16 protein-coding genes are annotated in these 25945 nt (G+C 50.4%); 8 read left to right on the top strand and 8 right to left on the bottom strand.

Features of this window, described 5'->3' with window-relative positions; translation table 11 throughout:
- Positions 1–18 precede the first annotated feature (18 nt).
- Positions 19–3078, bottom strand: coding sequence for a TonB-dependent receptor (locus ASG33_RS08475; protein WP_056282532.1), 3060 nt, complete (start codon positions 3076–3078; stop codon positions 19–21).
- A 177-nt stretch (positions 3079–3255) separates the two neighbouring features.
- On the opposite strand from ASG33_RS08475, the gene ASG33_RS08470 reads away from it, so the two are divergent.
- Complete coding sequence (locus ASG33_RS08470) at positions 3256–4596, top strand: hypothetical protein (protein ID WP_056282530.1); 1341 nt, start codon at positions 3256–3258, stop codon at positions 4594–4596.
- On the opposite strand, the gene ASG33_RS08465 is transcribed toward ASG33_RS08470, so the two are convergent.
- Together ASG33_RS08465 and ASG33_RS08460 are read right to left on the bottom strand one after the other, a co-directional pair.
- Positions 4593–5462, bottom strand: a complete 870-nt coding sequence (locus ASG33_RS08465) for an NmrA family NAD(P)-binding protein (protein WP_056283501.1) — start codon at positions 5460–5462, stop codon at positions 4593–4595. The two genes, ASG33_RS08470 and ASG33_RS08465, sit on opposite strands and share 4 nt — an antisense overlap.
- 91 nt (positions 5463–5553) lie before the next feature.
- Entirely contained in the window at positions 5554–6432 is an 879-nt protein-coding gene (locus ASG33_RS08460; RefSeq protein WP_056282528.1) for an SDR family oxidoreductase, read from the bottom strand.
- A gap of 104 nt (positions 6433–6536) precedes the next feature.
- Between ASG33_RS08460 and ASG33_RS08455 the strand changes: the two genes are divergently transcribed.
- The 3 genes from ASG33_RS08455 (at position 6537) to ASG33_RS08445 (ending at position 10008) form a co-directional block, all read left to right on the top strand.
- Positions 6537–7391, top strand: a complete 855-nt coding sequence (locus ASG33_RS08455) for a helix-turn-helix domain-containing protein (RefSeq protein ID WP_056282524.1) — start codon at positions 6537–6539, stop codon at positions 7389–7391.
- 74 nt (positions 7392–7465) lie between these two features.
- Positions 7466–9190: an FAD/NAD(P)-binding protein gene (locus ASG33_RS08450; RefSeq protein WP_056282522.1), complete on the top strand. Its 1725-nt coding sequence runs from the start codon at positions 7466–7468 to the stop codon at positions 9188–9190.
- Positions 9187–10008: an MOSC domain-containing protein gene (locus ASG33_RS08445; protein ID WP_056282519.1), complete on the top strand. Its 822-nt coding sequence runs from the start codon at positions 9187–9189 to the stop codon at positions 10006–10008. Before ASG33_RS08450 ends, ASG33_RS08445 begins: the two co-directional genes overlap by 4 nt.
- Here the strand turns inward: ASG33_RS08445 and ASG33_RS08440 are convergent.
- Positions 9989–11773: a cytochrome-c peroxidase gene (locus tag ASG33_RS08440; RefSeq protein ID WP_056282514.1), complete on the bottom strand. Its 1785-nt coding sequence runs from the start codon at positions 11771–11773 to the stop codon at positions 9989–9991. The two genes, ASG33_RS08445 and ASG33_RS08440, sit on opposite strands and share 20 nt — an antisense overlap.
- Before the next feature lie 64 nt (positions 11774–11837).
- Entirely contained in the window at positions 11838–13307 is a 1470-nt protein-coding gene (locus ASG33_RS08435) for a hypothetical protein (RefSeq protein WP_056282512.1), read from the bottom strand.
- Between the two features lie 158 nt (positions 13308–13465).
- On the opposite strand from ASG33_RS08435, the gene ASG33_RS08430 reads away from it, so the two are divergent.
- The 4 genes from ASG33_RS08430 (at position 13466) to ASG33_RS08415 (ending at position 21322) form a co-directional block, all read left to right on the top strand.
- Complete coding sequence (locus tag ASG33_RS08430) at positions 13466–13786, top strand: DUF6660 family protein (protein WP_056282509.1); 321 nt, start codon at positions 13466–13468, stop codon at positions 13784–13786.
- Between the two features lie 81 nt (positions 13787–13867).
- A complete protein-coding gene (locus ASG33_RS08425) occupies positions 13868–18244 on the top strand; it encodes a CusA/CzcA family heavy metal efflux RND transporter (protein ID WP_056282506.1) in 4377 nt (1458 codons plus the stop codon).
- Between the two features lie 41 nt (positions 18245–18285).
- Entirely contained in the window at positions 18286–19476 is a 1191-nt protein-coding gene (locus ASG33_RS08420) for an efflux RND transporter periplasmic adaptor subunit (protein ID WP_229238595.1), read from the top strand.
- 133 nt (positions 19477–19609) lie between these two features.
- Complete coding sequence (locus ASG33_RS08415) at positions 19610–21322, top strand: alpha-amylase family protein (RefSeq protein WP_082489121.1); 1713 nt, start codon at positions 19610–19612, stop codon at positions 21320–21322.
- On the opposite strand, the gene ASG33_RS08410 is transcribed toward ASG33_RS08415, so the two are convergent.
- The 3 genes from ASG33_RS08410 to ASG33_RS08400 are packed head-to-tail and all read right to left on the bottom strand — an operon-like array spanning position 21319 to position 25852.
- A complete protein-coding gene (locus tag ASG33_RS08410; protein ID WP_056282503.1) occupies positions 21319–22185 on the bottom strand; it encodes an SdiA-regulated domain-containing protein in 867 nt (288 codons plus the stop codon). The genes ASG33_RS08415 and ASG33_RS08410 overlap by 4 nt on opposite strands.
- Positions 22186–22189: 4 nt before the next feature.
- The gene (locus ASG33_RS08405) at positions 22190–23404 is read right to left on the bottom strand and encodes a Pycsar system effector family protein (RefSeq protein WP_056282500.1); all 1215 of its coding nucleotides are present in this window, start codon (positions 23402–23404) and stop codon (positions 22190–22192) included.
- Between the two features lie 42 nt (positions 23405–23446).
- Complete coding sequence (locus tag ASG33_RS08400; protein WP_056283493.1) at positions 23447–25852, bottom strand: GAF domain-containing protein; 2406 nt, start codon at positions 25850–25852, stop codon at positions 23447–23449.
- Between the last annotated feature and the right edge of the window lie 93 nt (positions 25853–25945).

Genomic DNA, 25945 nt, shown 5'->3' with positions numbered 1-25945 from the left:
GTAAATGCCGGGTTGGGTTTAGAAACGAATGGTTGCGCCTGCCATGAGCGTGGTAACGATCGGGTAAGAGTAGCTGGCCGATTCCGGATCGAGGTACTTTGGAAATTTGCTCAGCGAGAAAACATCATTCGCCGACATATACAACCGCAAGCTCTGCACACCCGCTTTTTTGATCAGGTCCTGCGGCAAAGTGTAGCCCAGCGTGATGTTCTTCACCCGGAAATAGCCGCCATTGATCAGCCAGTAATCCGAAAGGGTATAATTGGCCGCATTGGAAGTACGCGAAAGTCTCGGGTAAGTCGCCCGCAGGTTCTGTTCAGGCGAATTGTTTGCACTCCAGAACTTGCCCACCATCTCCGTCGGCATATTACCGAACGCTTCTGCAAAAGGCTGTACCGCGTCACTGTTCAGGCGCGACAGCTTTTTAGCAACCCCTTGAAAACTCACCCCGAAATCAAATCCGCCATAGTCCGCGCGCAGGTTACCTCCATACAAATAGCGGGGCAATGCGCCGCCGAGGAGCACTTTGTCGTCGGTGGTGATCTTTCCGTCCTTGTTCACATCCACATACCGGACGTCGCCAGGCTTGGTGGTTACATTCAGTACCGGCGCTCCGGTAATTTCATCCGGCGTCTGGAAAAGTCCGTTGGACAAATACCCAAACCATTCGTTGTATTCGCTTCCATTACGGATAATCTGGTCACCGCGGAACTCCGTGCCTTTCAGGTCTCCGACGGTCGATTTCGCATCTGATAAATTAGCTGCTACCGAATAGCCGATCTTACCAATGCGGTCGCGCCAGGCTGCTTCCAGTTCCCAGCCTTGTACCTTTAATGTACCTGCATTCTGGTTGGGTTTGTCGAAACCGAGGTACAATGGAATATCGAGCGGCAGCAGAATGTCGGTGGTTGTTTTCCTGTAATAGTCTGCGGCAATGGTCAGCCTGTCGTTCAGGAACGCTGCATCCAGACCGAAATCAAGGGTACGGCTGGTTTCCCAGGAGATATTTTCAACCGCATAAACTTGCTGCCCGCCGCCCGTCAGCGGCACTACGCTGCCATTCTGGTAAAAAAGTGCGGTACTGAAATCAATAGTGGCGAGGTAAGGATAGTAAGCCGGATTATTGTCTTTGTCGAGCAGCCGCTCATTGCCCGCTTCTCCCCAGGAGCCTCTCAGTTTCAGGAATGAAAGCCAGTTGCTGCCCTTCATGAAATTCTCTTCGGAAATTGTCCACCCTGCTGATACTGACGGGTAAACCGCTTTACGGTAAGCAGCTGCAAACCTCGATGAAAGATCGGAACGCAGGTTCCCTTGCAGGAAATACTTGCTTTTATAATTGTACTGCACTCTTCCGAAAAACGAATGTAATCCTGATTCATTGGCCCTGCCCGAGTTGTCGCGCAGCTCCGTGGAACCTGAATTCAGGTAAGGAAAACTGGTCAATGCAAACCCGCTTCTCGACGCGGTGAGCTCTTCCAGTGAGCGGTAATTTTCTTCAAAACCTGCCAGTATATCGATGGTATGTGCGCCATTGATCTCCTTCACGTAGTTGGCAAGCAGCTGTCCGTTGATACTCATCGCCTCCGAGCGGCCTTCGGTAAGTACGGTGCGCGCCTGGTTCACAATTGTACTCGGTGTACCGTCGGGATTGGTGTAACGGATCTGCTTGGAGAAGTATTTGTTTTTATCAAGATCAAAAACGGGCGCTACCAATGCAGTGACCGTCAGCCCTTCAACCGGCTTGTAGTTGAATGAGATCCGCCCTCCTATCTGATTGGAAAGCGAACGTGTGAATCCGCCGTCACGCAGCTTGGCCAGCGGGTTTCTGCCGTCTTTTCCGAATGCCAGTCTTCCGTCCGAATACACATCGTCGTAAATCGGCGGCATGATCCGGCTCTCATAAATCGGATTGAAGTCACTGTTGGGCAGTTCATTGGCATTACCCCTGTTGTTTGTCCTTTTGTAAAAAACATCCAGGTTTACACCAATTTTATCATTGACCTGCAAGTCGTTATTGACCCGGAACAGATAGCGATCGTAAGAACGGTTGTCGTAGAAGGCGCCCGAGCTGGAATAGCCCAGCGAAGCTTTGGTTTTGATCTTGGCGGTTCCCATTGTAAACACAAGATCGTGACGCTGGCGCGGCGCATTCTTACGGGTGATCAATGCACGCTGCCAGTCCGTATTCGGGAACTCGTCGGGATTTGCCCGGTTATTTTCCAGGTATGAATCAATAAAAGCCTGTGCAAACGGCCCTGTACTTGCGCCGTCATTGGTGGTTTGCTCATTGAAATACCGCATATAATCCTGCACGCCTACATATTCGGGCATCGCAGTAGCACGCTGCACGCCATATTCGTAAGTGTATTCCAGACTGCCCTGCCCATTTTTAGCGCGTTTGGTTGTCACCAGAATAACCCCCGCTGCGCCCCTCGAACCGTAAATAGCCGCAGAAGCCGCGTCTTTCAAAACGGTAATATTCTCCACATCGCCCGGGTTTACATTGTCAATGCTGCTCACCGGAACACCGTCGACGATCACGAGCGGATTATTGGTACCGATAGTGGTGATACCCCGGATCAGGATATTGGAACCTGCACCCGGCGCACCGCTGCTGCGTGTTACCGACACACCGGCTATGCTTCCCTGCAATGCTTCGGAAACCTGGATAGTCTGCCGGCCGGCTACCTCTTTGGAACCGATGGATGAAATGGCGCCGGTCAGATCCTTCTTCCTTTGCGTACCGTAACCTACCACCACTACTTCCGATAAAGCATTATCTTCCGGCTTCATAGTAATGTCCAGCGCGGATTGTCCCGCTGGTGAAACGTCCTGGCTTTGGTAGCCTACAAATGAAAAGGTGATCGTGACCGGGCCCTGGTCAGGAATAGTCAGCTTGTATAACCCGTTGGCGTCGGTAGCGGTACCGCGCTGGGTTCCTTTAATAACGATGCTCACACCGGGTAACTCCTTTGCAGCCTCGTCTGTAACTTTGCCGGTTATCTCCCTGGTTTGCGCCATTAATGGTGAAATTCCAAAGAGCAACATGACAAAACCTAGTAGAGTTTTTTGTCGCATATTTTTCTGATATTTAGGTTTAGGCCAGATCCGCGAACCTGGTAGAAATGAGAAATTTGAGTTAGCAAATATAATTTTGCATAATACGGTGATCCGAAAAAGCGCTTGACCAGCTGGGTGTACAAAATTATGGACAAGACAAACCTTTACATATCAGGAGTTTAGAGTAAAAGCATTATGGAGAATGGACAAGGTCAGACCAGCCAGTTAGACCACCTCGACTACGGGTGTCAGCTGATCAGCGAGATCTATGGCAAGCCTGATATTCCGGAATGGACAAACAGCGACTACATTCGGCTGAGCAGTATCCTTTACAAGAAGACGCACGTACAGATCAGTCCCAATACGCTGAAACGCATTTTCGGCAAAATCAAAACCGGAGACCGCTACTATCCGCAAAAGGCAACCCGCGACGCATTGGCCAGCTACATCGGCTATCGCGACTGGGAGAGTTTTACGCAGGCAAAACCAATTTCGTCACAACCCGTTTCGATCCCCGCCGCGATGGTGACCGAAGTGCCTGTTCATGGAAACCGGGAGCAAAAACAATTAGCAAAAAAGCCGGTTTCCAGAAGATATGCGCTCAAAATCGTGCTTGGCCTGATCTTTCTTATCGTGCTGATCAGCGCTGCGGAGTATTATGCGGCACGGTACGGAACGCCGGTGGAGGCAGCCCGCCTGGTCTGCCGCAATCCCGTGGGAGGCAATCCGCATTCGGCCGTATTTTCCATTGCCGGGGCCGGCCAGTATGAAGATTCGTCCGACCGGATCTACCTGGAATTCGGCGACGGAAGGAAAGCTGCATTGTCGCAGGCCGATAGCGTTGTAACGCATTACTACGAACGTCCGGGCAGGTACTATGCATTTCTCAAACTCAACAAACAGGTACTTGACTCCTCGGTCGTGTATCTGCACTCAAATGGGTGGACCGCTACGGCAGATATGATGCATGATACCACGCGCGTATATCCTGTTGAGATACCCGGGCTGTTTAAAGGCGGGAAGAATTTTGTGAGCGCCGGAGAAGTGGCGCGTGCTGGTGTAGATACAAACCGTACTTTCTTTGTCGATTTCATCAACAGCCAGCCCACGGAGATCGATGGCGACAATTTCAATCTTGTAACCAGCATACAAACCTCAGCCGATCGCGCAGGTGTGCGTTGCTCACAGGTACAGCTGACGATTTTCGGAGAGTCTGCGCGGCACGTGGTGGATGTGATGAAGCCGGGCTGCCTGCATTGGACCAAACTGCAACTTTCGGAGATCACCAAAGACGGCAAGCAGAACGGACTGGACTTCCTCGGCGCAGATTTTCGTGCAGGCGGGAAGTTGCAGCTGCGGATCGAAAATAAGCGCGCCAGGCTGTACATCAACGATAAACTTGTGTACGAAGGCGGTTACCAGCGCCCGCTGCACCGCATTTATGGCGTCAGCATTTCATTCTCTGGCATTGGCAGCATCAATGCAGTTTCGCTGACAGACATTAAATCTGGAAAAGAATTCGCAGGCAACTTTTAAAAAGTCACCTGCGAAGGCATAAGTTTACCGATATATTCGTGCAAAGTAATCCTGCCACGGTGCGGCTCCAACGTCACTTCGTACGATCTGCTCAATGTAATCGCACTCATATTTGCAAGTGATTCAGCTGCCGGTTCCGAGAAACCTGCGCCATTCAGAAACCCTCGCCAATCCTGTTGAGGTACCTCTACCGGAGTTATTGTTTTTTGCAGTTTTTGAGAAAAAGCGGCTGCTACATCGCCAGAACTGTAATTCTCAGGACCTTCAACATAATGCATTTCTGCATTCTTGTCAAAACCTGTAAGCAGCTCAGCCGCGAGCGCACCGATATCTTCGGGCGCGACCATCGGGATCTTGAAATCAGCTGGATATAAACTCTGGAGTTCGCCTGTCTGATTAGCCAGGTCAATGTACATATCCCAGTTGCTCATATAATAGGCTGCGCGGATAACGGCGTAGGGAATGGTTTGCCGCCCCAGCGCCTGCTCCATTTCGTATAATGTACCCAGGTCGCCGATGTGTTCGCCAGGCTGCGCCCCGTAAGTTGACAGCGCCACAATGCGCGCCAACCCGGAACCGTCCATCGCTTTAAAAATGGAGGTTAAGCTCCTTCTCTCCTCTTCTACCGTATCAGTATGTGGCAATGCGGGCGGATTGAGCAGGAAAAGTGTTTTACCTTTTGCAAAAACACGCTTCAAATCTTCACTATTAAAAACATCAGCGATTGCTACCTGCGCTCCTTTGTTGGTGAAAGCTGATGCATTTTCCGCATTTCGCGTTACAATGGTCACCGGCTCCCCTTTGCTGAGCAATGCATTGGCAACAGCTGAACCTACGTGACCGGTACCTCCCAGTATGATATGCATATCGTTTTCAGTTATGTGAAAAACCCCTGATTTCTCAGCAAAACAGCAAATACTATTCCCGGCACGCTGGCACTTCGGGATTGCCATTTTTTCATTTTGCAAAAAGAGCCGTATAATCTGCCGCGAATGCATTAAAGCTGCGGGGCTCCTGGCCTGTTGCTTCCCGCACGCCGGTTTCAATCGAAGCCGCCTCTCCCCTTTTATAATGTGCATAATCTTCGATCAATCCTTCTGCCTGCCAATCGGGAAGGCCGACGTGCCGCAACATATCGCGCAGCGCTTCTGACGGTATGTCGACAAAACGAATGTTTCTTCCGGCAGCTTCCGATAATTGCGCGGCCATTTCGTAGTGCGACAAAGCTTCCGGGCCGGTCAGGTTGTAAATCCTGTTTTCGTGCGCCGCGCTTGTCAAGGCTTCACCCGCAGCAGCGGCAATGTCCCTGGTATCCACCACGCTCACTTTGGCCTCCCCGATCGCTCCGAAGAACTGGTCCTGATAACGAATGGTATCCCTGAATTCCAGCAGTCCCTGCATGAACAAGTTCGGGCGCAGGAATGTGTACTTCACCCCGGATTCAATAATGGCCTGCTCCACTGCGGCGTGGTAGCGTAAAAACCTAACCGGCGAATGCAGGTCTGCGGCCCATTGCGAGAGTTTGACAATGTGTTTTACACCCGCTTTCACTGCCAGCTCTACAAAACGCAGCTGCTGGGCTTCTGCGAGTTCGGAAGAGTTTGTGAGGAGAAATGCTTTTTCGATACCGGTGAGGCTACTTTGAAGCGACAGCGCGTCGTTGAAATCGCCTGTTACATATTCTGCATTCAGTTGGTATTCGGCATTCACTTTATCCAGTGAACGCACCATTGCACGGAACGGGGTGCCTTTGCCGGACAGGTATTGCGTAAGTTCCTTGCCAATGTTTCCGGTTGCGCCGGTGATCAGGATTTTGGGTGATTTTGCAGTTTCCATTTGTGGTAAAAGTTTATGGTTTTGATTTATTTTTTACCAAAATTAGGAGCCTGCTTGCTGCGGAAATTGTAAGAAAACGAAACGCACGCCAACTATAAAAACGCATGAAAGATACCGGCAATGTACCTCCGCAGCCAATTGGCAGGCATTTTGAAGTGGCAGGTGAATTGTCCGACGTGATCAAGCACGTATACTGTATCCGCACGCCGGAAGACTTTGCTACGATGACGCAGCATTTGTCACCCAGCCTGGAAATGATGCTGATTTTCAATTTTAGCGAGCCGGTCAAGGTTTCGTTCGGGGACAAAGCGGCGGAAAGCCAAATGCTCGAACAGGTCGCCGTAGCGGGACCATTGCGTAAAATGATGAACTATGAGCTGCTGCCAAAAGCTGATCTGATGGTCGTTGTATTCAGGCCCAATGGATTTTACAGGCTCTTCCAGGTTCCGGTGGATACCATGGAAAGTGAGGTGATCAGGAACCCGGATGTAATGTTGGGTATCGGCGGATTTAGGGAACTTTGGGAGATATTGAAGCCACTTCATACGCTGGAAAGCCGCATGAATGTACTGATCGACTATGGCAATATCTTCATACGAGAGCCCGATGCAGAAGCGCAGTTGTTGCTTGGTGATTCGCAGCAACCGGGATCCGGCAATGCGCAGCCCTCCAAGGCAATTGCCATTGACGCGGATCTTTCAACGCGTACGATCCAGATGCGTTTCCAAAAATATATGGGGTTCTCGACTAAGGAGCTCGCCCGTTTCCTGCGCTTCAAACAGGTTATTGCATTCATTCAGCAGGACGGGAGCTCGGTTGACTGGCTTTCCGTCGTCGACCAGTTTGGCTATCACGATCAAAGCCACCTGATCCGCGACTTCCGCCATTACCTTTCCACAACTCCCCGAAAGTTTGTGCAGGATTTCCTGGGCAAAGAATTCTGTGTCAGCAAGGGCTGATTCGCGGTTAGTTTACTCCTGGATCAATTTTTATATACATACAATGGAACACAACTGACTCTATCAAAAACTTTATGACCCTGAGAAAAGCGCGGAGGCGCATTGCGATTATCGGAGGCGGACCAAGCGGCCTTTTTATGTATAAAAAGTTGGTCAGATCGAAGACCCGCTACGATATCGATATTTTTGAAAAAACAGAAACCCTCGGCGCCGGCATGCCGTACAGCAAACAGGGCGCCAATCGTGAACATATCACAAACGTGTCAGGTAACGAAATTCCCGAACTCGTCACGACCATCCAGGAATGGATGAAAACGGTTCCCGAAAGCCGGCTCTCTCAGTTCAGCATTGATCCTACTAAATTCAACAAGTACCACGTTCTGCCTAGACTGCTTTTTGGCGAGTATCTGTCTGACCAGTTCCAGCTCCTGAAAGCAGAAGCCGATAAGAAAGGAATAAAGACCAATGTACATTATAACAGCCAGGTTTCGGATATCACCGATTACCCCACGCAACAGACGGTCCTCATTGAAACCCAAGGAAGCGAGCCGAAGGAATTTGACGCGGTGGTGATCAGCACCGGGCACAAATGGCCGGCCAGGCACGAAGGGAAGATTGAAGGATACTTCGACTCTCCCTATCCTCCTTCAAAACTGGAACTGAAACTGAACCACACCGTCGCCATCAAGGGAGCTTCGCTGACAGCGATAGACGCGATCAGGACGCTGGCGAGGCAGAACGGCCGCTTTTACTGCGACGAACAAAACAAGCTCGTTTACGAAGGCGACAAGCAAAGTTCACGTTTCAAGATCATGATGCATTCCAGGAACGGGCTGCTGCCTGCGATCAGGTTCCACCTGGAAGAGCCGCAGGTAACTGGCAAATCCCTGCTCACCGAGGAAGAGGTTATCAAGAAAAGGAAGGAAAATAATGGATTCCTGCCGCTGGATTATGTTTTTGAAAAGAACTTTAAGGAAGGTTTCCGCGATGGACATCCCGAAATCTATCGCAAAATCAAGAACCTGACGATGGAGGAATTCGTGAAAATGGCCATGGATATGCGCGAAGGGAAACCGCCATTCGAGCTTTTCAGGGAAGAATATAATGAAGCTCTGAAGTCCATTGAACAGCGCGAGTCCATTTACTGGAAAGAAATGCTGGCCGAACTGAGCTTCCTGCTCAACTACCCTGCGAAATACTTCTCTGCCGAAGATATGTTGCGACTGGAAACGGTTTTAAAACCGCTCATTGCCACAGTGATCGCATTTGTGCCGCAAAGCTCCTGCGACGAGTTATTTGCATTGCATGAAGCAGGAAAGCTGGATATCATATCAGTAGGTCACGACGGCGAAACCATACCGCAGAAATCAGGCGGGATCATTTACAAATACACGGGTGAGGATGGAAAAACGTACCGCAAGACGTTCCGCACATTCGTCGATTGTTCCGGACAGAAAGCCTTTCCATTTGAAGAATTCCCATTTAAAGGTTTGCTGATGAAAAAGTCGGTGAGTGAGGCGCATCAGCGGTTCCAGTCACAAGAAGTTGCGTTCAAAATGCTGGAAGAAGGCGATAAAAGGATTGTCCGCAATGCAGTGGGCGACTATTTCCTGAAAGTACCCGGCGTGGCAATCAATGATTGCTTCCAGATCGTCAATGAATACGGTGCGCCCAATGAGCGCGTATATATCATGGCGGTACCCTATATCGGCGGTCATAATCCCGATTATTCAGGGCTGGACTTCTGCGAGCAGGCATCTGAATTCATCGCTGAAAAGATCGCCGAGACAAGCCTATGACAGATACCCCTGCCACTCTTTCTGAAATATGGATTTATCCGGTAAAGTCGCTTGGCGGGGTAAAACTAAATGCGGCACAGGTGGAAGAGCGTGGGCTGCAATGGGACCGCAACTGGCTGATTGTTGATGAAAACGGCATTTTCCTGACCCAGCGCGAGCACAACAGAATGGCACTGATCGGTGTGGCGGTACATGCCGGAGGTTTGGAGATTTTTGATAAAAACAATCCGCAGAACTGCATTCAGGTACCATTTGATCCTGTTACTGATCAGGAGAAAAGCATCAAGATCTGGAAAGACAGGTTAACCGCCTGCACGGTATCTGACGAGGCCGATAAATGGCTCTCCGCACAGCTGCAAAGGAAAGTACAGCTTGTGAAACTCCCGGAATCCTCCTCGCGCCTTTCGCCGCCCGGACTCGGAAGTGAACAAAAGCGGGTCAGCTTTGCCGATGATTTCCCATTTCTCCTCATCTCCGAAGCCTCCCTTGCCGATCTGAACAGCAGGCTCGTTCACCCGGTAACCATGGACCGTTTTCGTCCGAATTTTGTAGTCGCCGGCACTTTGCCTTTTGAAGAAGATTCATGGAAAAACATCTCGATCGGTGGCATTAATTTCGAAGTAGTATCTCCCTGCGAAAGGTGCGTGGTAGTGACGGTTGACCAGCAAACCGGCCACCGCAGTCCCGAACCGCTTAAAACGCTGGCCGGCTACCGCAGGTCTGACAAGAAAATCCGGTTTGGTCAAAATGTGATCGGGCTGGGAACGGGTACCGTCAGCACAGGAGATTCCGTGTTGGTTATTGAGGCTGATCGGTAAGACTTTCAAGAAAATCAATCACCTGCGCTATCTCTTTCGGCGTCAGATTCAGCTTATCAGCAGCCAGCGTCTGGTTAGGTACGCTGATTTTCAATCCTGCTCCTCCCCCTTCGTTATAAAATTCCATAACCTGCTGCAAAGTCGCATAAGCGCCATTGTGCATGTAAGGCGCGGTTTTCGCAATATTCCTGAGCGTACTTGTCTTAAATGCGTGCTGCCACTGCGGAAAACGGTTGTACTTGCCCCTGCCCTTGTCCGTGTCCATCACCGGGTGTACAAAATCCGCATTGCTGGTGACACCGAGCACTTCCGATTCCGTGCGCTGGTAATCCGGAGGCACGGTTCCGTTAAACAGCGGCACAAAGTGGCAGGTACCGCATTTGGCTTTGCCCATAAATACATTGAAACCCGCCACCTGACTGTCAGTCAACGCTTTTTTCTCGCCGCGCATATACCTGTCGAAAGGAGAATTGAACGGGCTGAGCGAGCGGACAAAAGTGGCAAGCGCATTCTGGACAAAAACCGGACGGATACTGTCAAGCTCGGGATAAGCTCTTTCAAAGAGCGTGCGATATTCCTTGTCAGCAGTGAGTAAGCGCGTAAATTCCTTCAAAGACCCGCGCATTTCGTCGGTATTGTGGATCACGTCCGCAGCCTGGTCTTCCAGGGAAGGTGAACGTAAATCGTAGAACAAATTTTGCTGCAAAGCCGCATACATTACTGTGGGTGCATTGCGCAGGATCGGATTGTCGGTCGCGCCGTTGCTTGTTTTCAGTCCGTCAGTATAAGCGAGCGCCGGATTGTGGCAGGAGCCGCAGTTTGTTTTCCCATTGCCCGATATGCGTGCGTCAAAAAAGAGTTTTCTTCCCAGTGCGACACGGTCTGCGGTAGCACTGAAGCGGCTCACCGAGACCATTGCTTCTGGATCAAATGCATTTTTCTCAAAAAGGGTCGCCGCATCGCTGCGCAGCAACTTGCGGTCTTTACTGAACGGAATAGATGCCAGCACCTGGTTTTCATGCAGGGCTTCGCAAAAAGGATTGATGTGTTCGGTGATAAATGCCGCCCGGTCAAAACTGTTGAAATTTTCACTCTGATCTAAAAACCTGACAGCATTCTCAATACGCTCATGCAGCTGGTCAACTTCCGGCAATGTATTTTTATAAAAGCCGAGATAGTCTTCCGCAGCGAGGAGCACCACTCTGCTTTCGGCGATCGCATTGCCCGATGCCGGTGTGTCAAAACCGGAGATACCGAGCGAAATCAGCCTGAACATTTCCAGCCGGATCGCGTCCAGCACATGCGAGTCCGTGATCCTGATATCAGCCCATAACATTTTCATCCGCTTGCTGTTCACCTGCAACTTCCGAACGTGGCGGATCAGCTCTTCACGATCCAGCGGCTCGTCTGTATAAATCAGCTCCTCGATCACTTGTAAGCCGCCCGGCTCAAAAACGGCATTTTCCTCATCCTCCACCTCATCCAGCGGCGCGCCATTTACAAGCCTGACGGTGGTAGGAAAAAAGTACTCGGCAAAAGCCTCCGTTTTCTTGTAATGCAGCCTGAGTTCGAGAAACTTCTCCTGCAATTCAGTTTTGTCGGAGCTGGTACGTACATAACCGAGGAAGTCTTCATTCCTCGCAATGAGCGTGTTCAGATCTTCCAGAAACTGCGCGTAAACTTTCTCGCTTGCGTCCCGCCCGCCGGTACAGCCGACCACCAGCCAGGCCGACAAGCAGCCCATTAATACCAAAAATCTTTTCATACATATATAAGTACAAAGGAAGGCTCCGTAGCGGAACCTTCCCGATGCATGATGTTGTGATCAATTATTTTCTGATACCCCTTACGATCACGGTTTGTCCGCCTTCTTTGTTGGTAGAAATGCCGCTTCCGTCAGCGCCTTTGTATTTTTCATCCTGCCACGTGTGCGGGTGCAGGTTGATCATGAAAGTTTCAGGAATACCTGTTACTTCTGAAATATCGATCATCGCGCCGTATTCCCAGGTACTCAGACTGTTGTTACCCACGGAGTTGTATTTCGCATTGAATGTCGGATCGTTGCGGCGGTGGTTCATGCGGAGCATTGCCTTGCTCTCCTTGGTCGCAATGTTATACTGCCAGATCGTACCATCGTGGTCATTGTCGCGGTAGAATGAATCACCGTCTTCCTGTACATACACGTAGTTTTTTGTGACGCAGATATTGTCAGGGTTCACGATGAAGCTGCCAGGTTTATCGGCACCGTCCATAATGATGTTCAGCTTTCCTTTCAGCGGGTTGGTTTTTTCAAATTCAAGGTGGTACACCCGGCCCCACATGTTCTTGCCTGCTACCGGCGTTACTTTATCCGGCTGGCTCACACCTGTAGCGGTGAAGTAGATCTCGCGTCCGGCGCCATTGCCGCCTTTTACGTAGTCGATATCCTCAACCCGGGCAAACTGGATCATTTTCTTGTCCACGGTTTGCGCCTGCAATTCTGTACCTGTGCTCGTTTTTACATTGTCAAAAGGCACGAATTCTACATCGTAGCTCTGTCCCTTTACCATATCCGTCTCCACGCTTTCCTGGTTGGTACGGCGCAGTGCATATAGTTTACCATTGTTCAAATCACCTACTACATCGGATACATAAGCTACCAGCTGCCCGTTTGTATCATCTTCACCGATGATGATCACCGTTTTTCCGGGAAATGCATCTTTCGGAAGTGGTACCGCGTTTTCTGCATTCCATTTACCGAATGCAGCCACAGTACGCGTCTTGTTTTTCTTGTCAGCCGGAGCGAAAGGATCGATCGCGTGTGTCATCGATTCGGAGTTGGATTCTCCGGCAGTCAGGAATAACGGCCCGAAACCGTGCTCTTCTGGCGTTGCCATGGTAGCAGAGCAAAGTCTCCATTGTCCACCTTCCGCATCTACGATATACTCGCCTTTTACCGGTTTCAGTTCTTTATCCAGGTAAACGCGCGATACAGAAAACAGGATCTCGTGGTTGTTGATCATCACAAATCCTTCGCCATTCGGGTTTTTCATGAATGCACCTCCGTCCGGCTGTGCGCCGTAAATAAAATCCGGTGATTCGGGAAGCTGGTCGTCTGAACTGATCAGTGTCGTGATTTTCAGGTCTTCAAATCCGGGCAGCGACTGGATCAATGCGGGGTTTACCGAGCGGTTTACAAGCTTGTCGGGATCGACGGGCTGGTTGGTATGGTCCTGCAATGCGCATCCTGAAAACGTCATGGACGCCAGAATGATGGAAGCTGCGCCTGCAGCCTTGGAGAAAGTAAGATGTCTGGTCATGGTGAGTTGTTTTCACAAAGCTATCCCGCCAACAATACCTGGCAGTTAAGCCAGTGTTAAGCAATTGTGATCCTATTCTGCGGGTCTTTGAAAATCATCAAAAACAAACCCAACCTGACTCCCTGTTGCACATCTTATCACCTTATATTTGCCGCCACATGAAGCTGCTTTACTACATATTATCGCTGTACACGATCCTGCTTTCCTGCATACCCTGCCAGGATGAAGCACTGGAACCGGTCAGTGAGGTATACGCAGCAAGTATCCGCGCCGATCAGCCTGCCGATGCGCACGCAGCGGTGGACCTTTGCTCACCCTTTTGCATTTGTGCGTGCTGTGCGGGAATCACTTTACAGCAAGTGCCCGCAGCCTTACCCGAAGCATCTTCTTCCCTCATTTTCCAGGACCGGTTTGATACTTATACCACGCCCGGCCACAGTGAAAACCTGAACAGCATCTGGCAGCCGCCCAGGGCTTAGTGTACACCGTTTGTTGTTTTTTGCAAATGCCGGAGCTTTCGCGACGGCAGAAGCGCATCCGTACACGCAATCCCATTTAAAATGCTGGATAAAATCATCCATTTCTCCATTCACAACAAGCTTGTGATCGGGATATTTATGCTTGCCCTGGTTGCGGGAGGCATTTATTCACTTACCCAACTCCCCATTGACGCCGTACCTGACATTACCAATAACCAGGTTCAGATCATTACCACAAGTCCGTCGCTGGCCGCCCAGGAAGTAGAGCGGCTTGTTACTTTCCCGGTGGAAACGGCCATGGCCACCATTCCGAATACCGAAGAAATCAGGTCGATATCCCGGTTCGGACTGTCGGTGGTTACGATCGTGTTCAAAGACCAGGTTGACGTTTACTGGGCCCGGCAGCAGGTTTCGGAGCGGCTGCAAAGTGCCGCAGAACAAATACCGCCCGGTACCGGCACGCCCGAACTCGCGCCTGTCACGACCGGACTCGGCGAGATATACCAGTATGTGCTGCATACCAGGCCGGGATTTGAAAAACAGTACCCGCCCATGGAACTGCGCAGCATTCAGGACTGGCTGGTGCGCAGGCAGCTGCTCGGTACCGAGGGCGTAGCCGAAGTGAGCAGCTTCGGCGGTTTTTTGAAACAATATGAAATCGCCATTGATCCGGTTAAACTGAGAAGTGCGCAGGTGACCATGGTCGACGTTTTTACCGCCTTGGAAAAGAATAACCAGAATACCGGCGGGGCTTACATTGATAAAAAACCAAATGCCTACTTTATCCGCAGCGAAGGGCTCATCGGCAGTCTGGCTGACATTGAAAGGATCCGGGTGAAAGAACTTGAAAACGGACTTCCGCTCCGCATGAGGGACATCGCGAAGGTACAGTTCGGCGCGGCAGTGCGCTATGGTGCAATGACGCGTAATGACGAGGGCGAAGTAGTGGGCGGACTGGTACTGATGCTCAAAGGCGCGAATGCATCCAAAGTGATCGGGAATGTAAAGGAGAGGATTGCGCAAATCAGCAAATCGCTGCCCGAAGGAGTCGTAATAGAGCCTTTTCTGGACCGCACCAAGCTGGTGAACAAGGCAATCAGTACGGTTTCGCGTAACCTGATCGAGGGCGCATTGATCGTCATTTTTGTCCTGATCCTGTTGCTGGGAAACCTGCGGGCCGGGCTGATAGTAGCTTCGGTAATCCCGCTTTCAATGCTTTTTGCCGTGACGATGATGAACATCTTCGGTGTATCGGGCAACCTGATGAGCCTCGGGGCAATTGATTTCGGGTTGATCGTCGACGGCGCTGTGATCATCGTGGAAGCGACCCTCCACCACATGGCGGCCAGAAAACTGACCGGCAGACTTACGCAGGACGAAATGGACGCGGAAGTATATGCATCAGCCTCCAAGATCCGCAATTCGGCCGCATTCGGAGAAATTATTATCCTCATCGTTTACCTGCCGATCCTCGCACTGGCCGGCATTGAAGGCAAGATGTTCAAGCCAATGGCGCAGACTGTCAGCTTCGCCATTCTGGGCGCATTCATTTTATCACTCACCTATGTACCCATGATTTCAGCCCTTTTTCTAAGTAAGGAAAACCGGCATTCCCTTAACATTTCCGACCGGATCACGGCATTTTTTCACCGCAGGTACCTGCCTGCGCTCGCATTCGCATTGAAAAACAGGCTGGGTATTATAGCAGGCTCCGTGCTGCTGTTTGGTGTTGCGCTCTGGCTTTTTCTGAAAATGGGCGGCGAGTTTATCCCGCAGCTTGACGAAGGTGATTTTGCCATTGAAATGCGTGTGCTGACCGGCAGCTCACTGTCAGAGACCGTGGATGCGAGTCAAAAGGCAGCGGGATTGCTTAAAAAGCATTTTCCCGATGAAGTGGTGGAAGTGGTCGGCAAAATAGGCTCTTCGGAGATACCCACAGATCCTATGCCCGTGGAAGCTGGCGACGTGATGGTGATTTTGAAAGAAAAATCGGAATGGACAAAAGCGGCCGGTCGGGAGGAGCTCGCGGGCAAAATGCAGGAACTCCTCACGGAGACAATCCCGGGCGTCACATTCGGGTTTCAGCAGCCGATCCAGATGCGTTTCAATGAACTTATATCCGGGGTGAAACAGGATGTAGCTGTCAAGATTTTTGGAGAAGACCTGGCGGTACTCGCGCGGGAAGCAAGGAAAATCGGCAAGCTGGCGGCCGGTGTGGAAGGTGCCGAGGATTTGTATGTGGAGGAAGTAAGCGGGTTGCCGCAGATCGTGGTGAACTTTGACAGGGATAAAATGGCGCAGTTCGGAGTGAATGTTGAAGACGCCAACCGCACGATCAGCACCGCATTTGCAGGAAGCAGCGCCGGACTGGTTTATGAAGGTGAAAAACGCTTTGACCTGGTAGTGCGGCTTGCCAGCAAGAACCGCCAGACGCTCGACGATGTAAAAGCCCTTTTTATCACCACACCACACGGAGAACAAATTCCGCTCAGCCAGGTGGCTGCCGTTGAAATGGTAACCGGCGCTAACCAGATCCAGCGCGAGGATACCAGGCGACGCATTATCGTGGCATTCAACGTAAGGGGCCGGGATGTGGAGGGTGTTGTCAGCGAATTGCAATCCAAAATTGACCGGGAAATAAAACTGCCTGCCGGCTACTATACAACTTATGGCGGACAGTTTCAAAACCTGAAAGAGGCCAACCGCAGGCTGGGCATTGCGGTACCTGTGGCGCTGCTGCTCATTTTCGTGCTGCTGTATTTCAGTTTCAGGTCTGTGCGGCAAAGTGTGCTGATACTCTCGGCCATTCCGCTGTCGGCGATCGGCGGCGTAGTTGCGCTCTGGGCGCGTGGTATGCCTTTCAGCATTTCTGCCGGGATAGGGTTTATCGCCCTTTTTGGTGTGGCTGTTTTGAATGGGATTGTACTCATCGCGGAGTTCAACTACCTCCGCAAACAGGGACTTTCTGATCTGAAAGCCGTCATTTTCCAGGGTACCGAAACACGTCTGCGGCCGGTGCTGCTGACCGCGCTGGTCGCTTCTCTCGGGTTTCTTCCGATGGCATTGTCAAACAGCGCAGGTGCCGAAGTACAGCGTCCGCTTGCCACAGTGGTGATCGGCGGGCTCGTTTCGGCTACATTGCTGACCTTACTTGTGCTGCCGGTCCTTTACCTGATCATTGAATCGCGGTTTGGCAATAAGCTTACTGTTAAACCGCTCATTATTCTGCTGTTACCTGTGTTTGCAGCCAGCAATACCAATGCGCAGGACAATACGGGCACCAGAAAGCTGACCCTGCCGCAGGCGATCGAAGAAGCAGTTTCCAGGAATCCGGAGATCAAATCCGGGCAGTTTCAGGTGGGATACCAGGAAGAATTGTCGGGTACCGCGACCGAAATTCCGAAGACGGAGCTATCCTGGATGGGCGGGCAGTACAACAGCAGGAAGTTTGATAATCATTTTACCTTATCTCAGAGCTTACCCAATCCGGCCGTAAGCAAAAGACGAAAGGCATTGTTTGCGGAACAGGTGAATGCAGCCCGCGCCAGCGTGGAAGTGACCAGGGCTGAGCTGGTCAAAAGTGTAAAGCAAATTTACTACCTGCAACGCTCGGCGAAGAGCAGGCAGCAGCTGCTCCTGAATGAATATGAACGGGCGAGCCGTTTTGCAGCGGCTGCCACACTCCGTTTCAAATCAGGTGAGACAAATCAGCTTGAAGAGGCCGTGGCAAAAAGTGAAGTGGCTGAAATCCAGGCGAGGCTGGCCCAGAATAAAACCAGGCTGGTTAACCTGCAAAAGCAGCTTCAATTAATCGTAAACAGTCCCGCCCCCGTAGAAGCTGCAGAAGATTCAGTAGGCCGACCGGCTTTTACTTCCATTGCAGCTGACGCACAACTTGTGAGCACAAACCCGCTGCTGCGTTTGCTCGAACAGGAAGTGGCAGTGGAGCGTCAGTCTGTGGCCTTGCAAAGAACTGCGCTACTGCCTGATTTCAGCATCGGGTACTTTAACCAGTCGCTCATCGGGAACCAGAATGTAAATGGAACAGAAATCTATTACGGTGCCGGAAAACGATTCCAGGGGTTTCAGGCAGGTATCGGAATCCCTATTTTCAATGGGGCGGCAAAGTCGCGGATCAGGGCTGGCGAGATTAACCAGCAAATTGCGGCCACCCGGCTGGGCTTTGCGAGCATGCAGCTGGAAGCCAATCTGCAGCAGGCCGTACTCACTTACCGGACCGATGCTGACAACCTCAGCCTGTATGAACAAACGTCACTACCTCTCGCGGAGGTGATCAGGGGCAATGCAGCAAAAGCTTACGAAGCAGGTGAGATCGGGTATGTAGAATTTTCGCAGGCGATTGCACGCGCATTCCGGATCAGGGAAACTTACCTCGACCTGGTCGACTCGCTGAACCAGTCGGCGATACAGATTGAGTTCCTGCTCGACAAACCCTGAGCTTTTATTTGATCCCGGTTTTTAATCCAAAAAATATAACATTGAAAAATATAGCCATTCTGATTATGCTGATTTGCACGCTGACTTTTTGCACAAAAAAAGAAGAAGATCAGCCCCACCAAACGGAAGAACAGCACCACGAAGAAGAAAGCAATGTAGTGGAGCTTACCGAGGCTCAGTACCAGACGGCCGGCATTGAGCTGGGTACACTCGGCACGCGCAACCTGAGCGAGGTGATCAATGCGAACGGACTGATCGACATTCCGCCTCAAAACCTGGTAAGTATATCTGCCCCGCTTGGGGGATTTGTGCGGAAGACAGAATTGTTGCAAGGTATGCATGTGAAAAAAGGGCAGCTGCTCGCGACGATTGAAAACCCCGATTTTATTCAGATGCAGCAGGATTATCTTGAAACAGCCGGAAAACTGGAGTATGCGGAGCTGGACTATACCCGGCAGGCGGCGCTGAGCAAAGAGAATGTAAATGCGCAAAAAACCTTCCAGCTGGCTGCGGCAGAAGTAAAAACGCAGAAAGCGCGCCTGGCCGGACTGAAAGAAAGGCTGAAAACCGCTGGTATTAATATGCATGTTCTGGAAAAAGGGACCATTGTGAACAGCGCGGCCATTTATGCGCCAATCAGCGGCTCGGTGACGACGGTTAATGTGAATCTCGGCAAGTATGTGAACCCGACTGACGTGATGTTTGAGATCGTGGATACCGACCATTTGCACGTGGAGCTATCGGTCTTTGAACAGGACATTCCGAAATTGAAAATCGGGCAGCTGGTGCGGTTTACGGTTAGCAATAATCCCGGCAAATCGCATCTTGCGAAAGTTTATCTGATCAACCAGAAGATCAATGAGGACCGCACGGTGCGCGTGCATTGCCATTTGTCGAAAGATGATCCCGGCCTTTTGCCGCAAAATTTCGTCAGCGCGATAATAGAAACTGGTGCGAACCCGGTAAGTGCTTTACCCAATGAAGCTATCGTCGATTTTGAGGGTAAATCTTTCGTTTTTATACAGCAAAATGAAGCGCAGCAAACCGGGAAAGAAGCGCAGGAAGCCCATTTTGTAATGGAAGAAATCAGCAAGGGAACTTCGGAAAATGGCTACACGCAGATCAAGTCACCGGCAGCGGCGAAGCTGAAAGATGCGCAGATCGTCATTAAAGGCGCTTATTCACTTTTATCCAAACTAAAAAACTCGGAAGAAGACACACACGGGCACTAAGTACCCGGCACTGTTGCATTCACACAACAAAAATGCGCCGGGAAGTACCCGGCATATCTTTTGATGCCCCTACGCGTTCGAAGTCCAAAAACACATCCAACGGACCGCTTGGTGCAATCAAAAAATCAGCTTGATGAAAAAGAGATACGCGTTTTTACAACTCACATTTTTGCTCTTTTCCGGGGCCTGCTTCTCGCAAAAAAAACTGGCAAGTGTCGATCTCAAAGATCAGCTATGGTATAAAAACAGCGTGATATACAACCTGGAAGTCGGTGTTTTCAAAGACAGTGACGGCGACGGACGCGGCGATTTCACCGGGCTGATCCAAAAGCTTGATTACCTTACCGCATTGGGCGTTGACGCGATCTGGCTGGCTCCTTTCCAGCCTTCACCGGGCCAGGACGACGGGTACGACGTGGCAGATTTCTATGCAGTAGACGAGAAGCTTGGTACGCCGGGCGATTTTGCTGAATTTATGTTCCAGGCCCAGAAACGGGGTATCCGGGTGATAATGGATCTGGTTATAAACCATACTTCCGAGCAGCACCCGTGGTTTAAAGCCGCCCGCCAGAGCAAGAACTCGCCTTACCGCGACTGGTACATCTGGTCGGACAAGCTGCCGAAAGATTACGATAAAGGAATGGTGTTTCCGGGTGTGCAAAAGGCCGTTTGGACCAAAGACGCTTCGGGTGAGTACTACTATCACCGCTTTTACGATTTTCAGCCTGACCTGAATTTTGCCAATCCGAAAGTAGTCCGGGAAAGTCAGAAGATCATCGGGTTTTGGCTCAATCAGGGCATTTCCGGGTTCAGACTGGATGCGGTACCGTTCATTCTTGAAGTTCCGAAAACGGGAAGTGAAAAGCCTGAGCTTGATTTCCAGTTCCTGACTGATATCCGTCAGTTTGCACAAACGCGCAAGGCGGATGTGGCCATTCTGGGCGAGGCTAATGTAGTTCCGGAAGAGTCAAAAAATTACTTCGGAGAGAATGGAAGCGGAATGCACATGATGTTCAACTTCTTTGCCAATCAGCATTTGTTTTACGCACTGGCGACAGGAAACCTGGATCCGTTTAAAAAAGCAATCATCCAGACCCAGCAAATTCCGCAGGCTTCACAGTGGGCGCATTTCCTGCGTAACCACGATGAAATAGACCTGGGCAGACTAACCGACAAGCAGCGGCAGGAAGTTTATGCCAAAATGGGCCCCGACACGAGCATGCAGTTGTACGACCGCGGGATCCGTCGCCGGCTTGCTCCGATGCTTTCCAATAACCGCAAACACCTTGAACTCGCATATAGTCTGCTTTTTTCCCTTCCCGGAACGCCGGTGATCAGGTATGGGGATGAAATCGGGATGGGCGATGACCTGAGATTGAAGGAGCGGATTTCGGTACGTACGCCAATGCAATGGACTGCCGGGAAAAACGGCGGGTTTACCAGCGCGGATACGGCATTCAGGCCGGTGATCAGTTCGGGAGAATATGGTTACCAAACGCTCAACGTGGCTCAGCAGCAGCGTGATCCCAATTCACTTTTGAGCTGGACGTCGAAGATCATCAGGCTCCGGAAATCGTGCCCGGAAATTGCATTAGGTACCTACCAGCTGCTTGAAACCGGATCACCGCATGTATTTGCGATCCGGTACACATACGAGGGAAAGTCGGTGGTGATACTGCACAATTTCAGTGACAAGCCGCAAAAACTGACCATTACTCTGGAAGACAAAGACACTCTTTTCGACCTGATCAATTTGGAGGATCAGAAACCGGCAGGGAATAAATACACGGTGTCTCTGGATGGATACGGCTACAAATGGTTTCGCGCGGGAGATGTAATGCGTTAATGGGAGATCCTTTTGAATTTGAGGATGTTGCCGCTGAAAAGATCGTCGCCTTCATTTGAAATGTAAAGGCTGCCCTGCTTGTCAAATGCGATTCCTTCGGGCTGTATGAAAATGTTACCATCGAGCGGAAATGCGTCTTTTACTTTCCAGTTTGCATCGGTAGTTACCAGCAGCTTATTGACCGCCGAGAGGATATACCACTCACCGGTCACAGGATTGCGGGCAAGTGCAGAAGGCCGAAATCCGCGCGCTACTTTTCCGTGAATTGCGGCAATTTCATTTACATTAATACTAAATGTGGTGGACGCAAAATTTTTGCGGGTATCTAATGTATAACCTGTTACTGCGGTTTTGGAGTCGTCTCCGGGGCAGTTCTTACAGAGAACGAAGAGCCTGCCCGACTCCTCATCGGCGAACATTCCCTCGTACTCTCCTTTCGGCAGCACGCCTTTCAGCTCCCGCACATTTTCAGCTTCTTCAAATGTGCATTCAGCAATGGGAAAGTTGTAGATCACGCCATTGCTTTTGAGTACAAAAATCGTGTCGCCGAGTATGGAAATATCCTCATAATCCCCCTTTTTGGAAAATTTGGTATGTACTTGCCGGCTTACATCCCAGCCCAGCCGGAACACTTTTCCTTCTTCATCCTGCACGGCATACACAGTGTCGCTGCTCCCGTTGCGCAATGCAATCCCTGAAATCTCGAACAAACTTTCGGGCATATTGAACCTGTCGGGATTTGCCAGATCGTAATCGCCGGTGCGTACCTCCTTCTTCTCGGAAGCATTGCAGCTGACGAGCAATAGCAGGATTATTGCGGGTTTTAGTAAAGAAGGTAAAAAGCTAAAAACGGTCAACTGCATTGGATTAATGTTCAAAAAGCAGGGAAGCCACTACAAAAGAAATCACAGAAACGATGATGCCGAACATGAACACGTTGTACCCGATGCGGAGTAAGCGATACTTTTTACCCAGAACAACCCCTTGTGAATACACGTCCTTTGTGAGCGAACCGTAAAGGAACTCTCGGTCGTTCATCAGTCGCTGCATTCCGCCGGCGTAATCCTGGTAAGACATTCTGTAAAAGTTGCCAAAGAAAAGCAGGTTCACACTTTTGTTGTCAATATCCTCCTGCGAAAACGTCCCGTGCGGGATAGTTGGCCGCGTCGACAGAATGGAAAAGACCATGGTCACGAGGCAAACAGCGAGCAGCAAGGTAGTAGGGAAAATCAGGTAAGTATTATCTTCCAGCCGCCTGATCAGCACACTTAGCAGCACCGAAATGATGATAGATGTGGTTGTGATCATAATATGCGCCTTGTTGTCGGCCATATCGCTTAGTCGCTGATGGTTATTGGAACTGATCCGGAACATGGTTTCGATGCCTTTATCGGGCCGGTCCGACTTTGTTTTCTTATCCTCAGCTACATTCGGCTGCACTTCCGCAGCCTTCAATGCTGCAGGCGGCTCACTGGTATCAGCCGCCTCTGTCTGTTTTTCTTTCAGCTTGGCGAGGTTTTTCTCTTTTTGCTTGTTCAGCAGGTCGCGGCAGTAATCTGTCTGGAACCGGTGGCTTTCAAAAAGCCTGATCGTACTCTCTCGCCACTTTGCCTTGTCGATTTTATGACCGACTTTCTGCTCAGCCTCTTTTCGCACGAGCTTGTTCCAGTCGCTAAACTCGGGCGTGCCGAGGTGGTACACGTCCGCGTCGCATACGATCTGCTCCAATAAGTCCGACGGGTTCTGCGGCCAGATCGTAGCCAGAATGCACTGCTGCACTTTTTCAACGATCTCCTCTCCTATCCCTTCCGATCGCAGGAATGCAGCCGCGAGCTCGGCGCCGCGTTGCTCGTGTCCGGCTGTTTCTCCATTGACATAACCCGTGTCGTGGTACCAGGCCGCTGTCTGTACAATAAACAAATCCCGCTCATTCAGCTCATAGTGACCGCCGATCCGGGCAGCATTGGCCACCACCGATTCGGTATGTACCAGGTTGTGGTAACAAAGCTGCGACAGGTTTTTATTTTTGAAAAAATGATGAACACTGTGCCTTACCTTGTCGAGCTGATGCTGATAATTCATATATATGTGCTTCGGTTGAAGAGTCCGTATTTTGATATGATGCTATTCCCAGTCTACATTCAGGTTTACACCTACCCGCAATGCTTTCAGGCCTGAAACGCCCTGTAATTCTTCCAGATCCAGGAATTCCAGATCATCAAGTAAAGTATTCTTTTCCTGCAAATACCTGATATATCCCACATATTCTTCCGCCGACTTTCCTGCAAAGTACACGAGTGCGATTTTCCCGGGCTGCGTCAATCGCTCGCCTGTGTTCTTGATCCGCACTTTGTCAATGCGCTTCTTGATCACCTGGTACCTGATGTTATAGGCGCCTTCCACATCAAAACGCCGCTCATCGTCACGGAAGCTGATATCTATACTGGTTGAATGGATAAAGATCAGCTGCGTGGTTTCGAGCGGCTTCTCCATTTGCGGTACCAGCGCGTGGGTGATCCGCGTGATAGCTGCCATGGAAGTGAGCTGCCAGAGACGGATGTTTTTGAGGTACAAGTCGCTGAATTTCTTTTCCGGTTCAATCGACTGCCCAATGTAGATATCGTACTCAATCCCGTCCGTCCTGAACTTTTCAAAATAGGTCGGGTAAGCCTGCTGGATTTCCTGGCGAAACAAGTCCAGGTAAAGGTTCACCGAGCTGTTAACCCGCTGCATGGAAGCTTCCAGCGCTTTCCTGTTGGTATTGGCAGTGCCCGTATTTTCATCGATCATACCGAAATAGCGGTCAATCTGGTCCCGCAGCACGACTTCATCTTTATCAAAACGCGCGTTTCTTGCACCGGAACGCTCCACGCTCTCTTCCCTGAAATGCTGCAAAAACGGATGTGCCTCACTATCCAGAAAATCGCGCACTTTCATTTCATCAATGTCCGTCGAATCGTCATTGATCTCCTCGATCCATTTTCTGCATTTGAAGATCATTTCGTCCGCCAGACCAAATCCCAGCTTTTCTTTCAGGGTAGTAAAGGTTCCTATCAATAAGTCAAATTGAAGGTTTAAATCCTGTTTCAATGCAAGGTTCCGCTCGATAGTGGAATTTCTGATATCCACGGCGCCGTACAGCGGATAAACATTCTTGAAGTTGATCTTTTCGATCACGGCAGTCTGCGGATCAAGCGATTTGTCGCGCAGGTAATGCCAGGCCGACTCCCTGAAACGCCACTGCACGGCAGGTTGTAGGGAGGTGAACTTGTCGCGGATCACATTATCGATCGCAGTCCTGAATTCGTCAATGTAATTTTTGAAGATCTGCGCGAGCAGCGGCAGCGCGGCATCCAGCTTGTGCAGCACCTGCTCATCAACCGAATCTGCCCGGCCGGAGTACACTTCCAGCAGCCCGACCACCTTTTTATCATGAAAAACGGGGATCAAAGCGAATGATCGAACGCCATCTTCGTATAACAGCCGCGCAAAATCCTTCTTGTTACTATCTTCAGCGGTGAGTTCGCGGATCAGCAGCGGCTTGGGGTCGAGCAGGTATTCGTCGGCCATTTGCAGGTACATTCGCTCCGCCATATTGTTCTCGGTAGCGGCATTCATCAGCTTGCTGAACAGCACAGTCCCTTTATTGAAGATCAGCCGGTTATTAACGCGCAGAATGGGCATTGTACCAAAATTAAACTGCGGATCGCCGGCCAGCATTTTCAGTGAATGTGCCACCCGGTTGAAATATGCATTCGGATCAAAAAGTGACCGGTCGAGGATGGTGTTTTTGATTTGTTCCACCGCATTCTCGGCAGTTACATCTTCCAGCGTGATCACGGAAAAACCTACAAACCGGAAAAGTGAGAGCGGTAATGCCTCCACGATCTTCGGCATGTCCATTCCGTCCCGGGTCACCAATGCCAGCCACTCCGGATCCAGGTCCGGCAATGCATCTTTCGGGGTCACCTCGCAAAAACGGGTGTCAATATTGAGTTTGTAAAATTTCTGCAATCCCGAGTGATCGTCGCGGACTGTAATGATGAGTTCGTGACGGTGCAACGGAGGTATTCCATAAAATTTTTCCAGCACAAAGGAGTACACCATTTCTTTCTTCTTGGTAGTACTATCCTCCTCATCGAGGACGATATCGCAACGGATACCGCCCGTTTTGTTGTCGAGCAACAAGTTGTAAAAACCCGACGTGCCATAAAATACAGTAGGATTAATGGGCGCGCTCATTGCCCAGCATACCTGCTTTTCGTCGGCGAACATGGGCATCAGCAGACTGCACACAAGCGCCATTTCATCTTTATAGCGGCCGATGTCTTTCAGCGGCACGGTACCGCTTAATTCAGGCCTCGCTTTCAGGCGCGCCAGCGCCATTTCGAAAAATGTACGTTTGATTGATTGTTCTTCATTCGCCTTTTCTTCCAGAAAGCGGATGAAGCTTTCAAATGAAATAGACGAATCTATCGGAATGACGTCGTATTGAACGTCGTTTGTTACATCGATTGTAATAGGTTCCATTGACATTTTTTGTGGCTATCGCAGCTGGCATTTGCGGCCTGGAAGGTGAGTTTGTGCCTTATTGCGCTATTTGGGTAACCGTTTAACAATAAA

It is taken from the genome of Dyadobacter sp. Leaf189 (assembly GCF_001424405.1).
Classification (GTDB): Bacteria; Bacteroidota; Bacteroidia; order Cytophagales; family Spirosomataceae; genus Dyadobacter.
This window is presented reverse-complemented; position numbering and strand designations above follow the sequence as displayed.

Bases quoted from the DNA above. Each gene is read 5' to 3' on its own strand.
- ASG33_RS08475 (WP_056282532.1), bottom strand. From the start codon at position 3,078: ATGCGACAAAAAACTCTACTAGGTTTTGTCATGTTGCTCTTTGGAATT.
- ASG33_RS08470 (WP_056282530.1), top strand. From the start codon at position 3,256: ATGGAGAATGGACAAGGTCAGACCAGCCAGTTAGACCACCTCGACTAC.
- ASG33_RS08465 (WP_056283501.1), bottom strand. From the start codon at position 5,462: ATGCATATCATACTGGGAGGTACCGGTCACGTAGGTTCAGCTGTTGCC.
- ASG33_RS08460 (WP_056282528.1), bottom strand. From the start codon at position 6,432: ATGGAAACTGCAAAATCACCCAAAATCCTGATCACCGGCGCAACCGGA.
- ASG33_RS08455 (WP_056282524.1), top strand. From the start codon at position 6,537: ATGAAAGATACCGGCAATGTACCTCCGCAGCCAATTGGCAGGCATTTT.
- ASG33_RS08450 (WP_056282522.1), top strand. From the start codon at position 7,466: ATGACCCTGAGAAAAGCGCGGAGGCGCATTGCGATTATCGGAGGCGGA.
- ASG33_RS08445 (WP_056282519.1), top strand. From the start codon at position 9,187: ATGACAGATACCCCTGCCACTCTTTCTGAAATATGGATTTATCCGGTA.
- ASG33_RS08440 (WP_056282514.1), bottom strand. From the start codon at position 11,773: ATGAAAAGATTTTTGGTATTAATGGGCTGCTTGTCGGCCTGGCTGGTG.
- ASG33_RS08435 (WP_056282512.1), bottom strand. From the start codon at position 13,307: ATGACCAGACATCTTACTTTCTCCAAGGCTGCAGGCGCAGCTTCCATC.
- ASG33_RS08430 (WP_056282509.1), top strand. From the start codon at position 13,466: ATGAAGCTGCTTTACTACATATTATCGCTGTACACGATCCTGCTTTCC.
- ASG33_RS08425 (WP_056282506.1), top strand. From the start codon at position 13,868: ATGCTGGATAAAATCATCCATTTCTCCATTCACAACAAGCTTGTGATC.
- ASG33_RS08415 (WP_082489121.1), top strand. From the start codon at position 19,610: ATGAAAAAGAGATACGCGTTTTTACAACTCACATTTTTGCTCTTTTCC.
- ASG33_RS08410 (WP_056282503.1), bottom strand. From the start codon at position 22,185: ATGCAGTTGACCGTTTTTAGCTTTTTACCTTCTTTACTAAAACCCGCA.
- ASG33_RS08405 (WP_056282500.1), bottom strand. From the start codon at position 23,404: ATGAATTATCAGCATCAGCTCGACAAGGTAAGGCACAGTGTTCATCAT.
- ASG33_RS08400 (WP_056283493.1), bottom strand. From the start codon at position 25,852: ATGGAACCTATTACAATCGATGTAACAAACGACGTTCAATACGACGTC.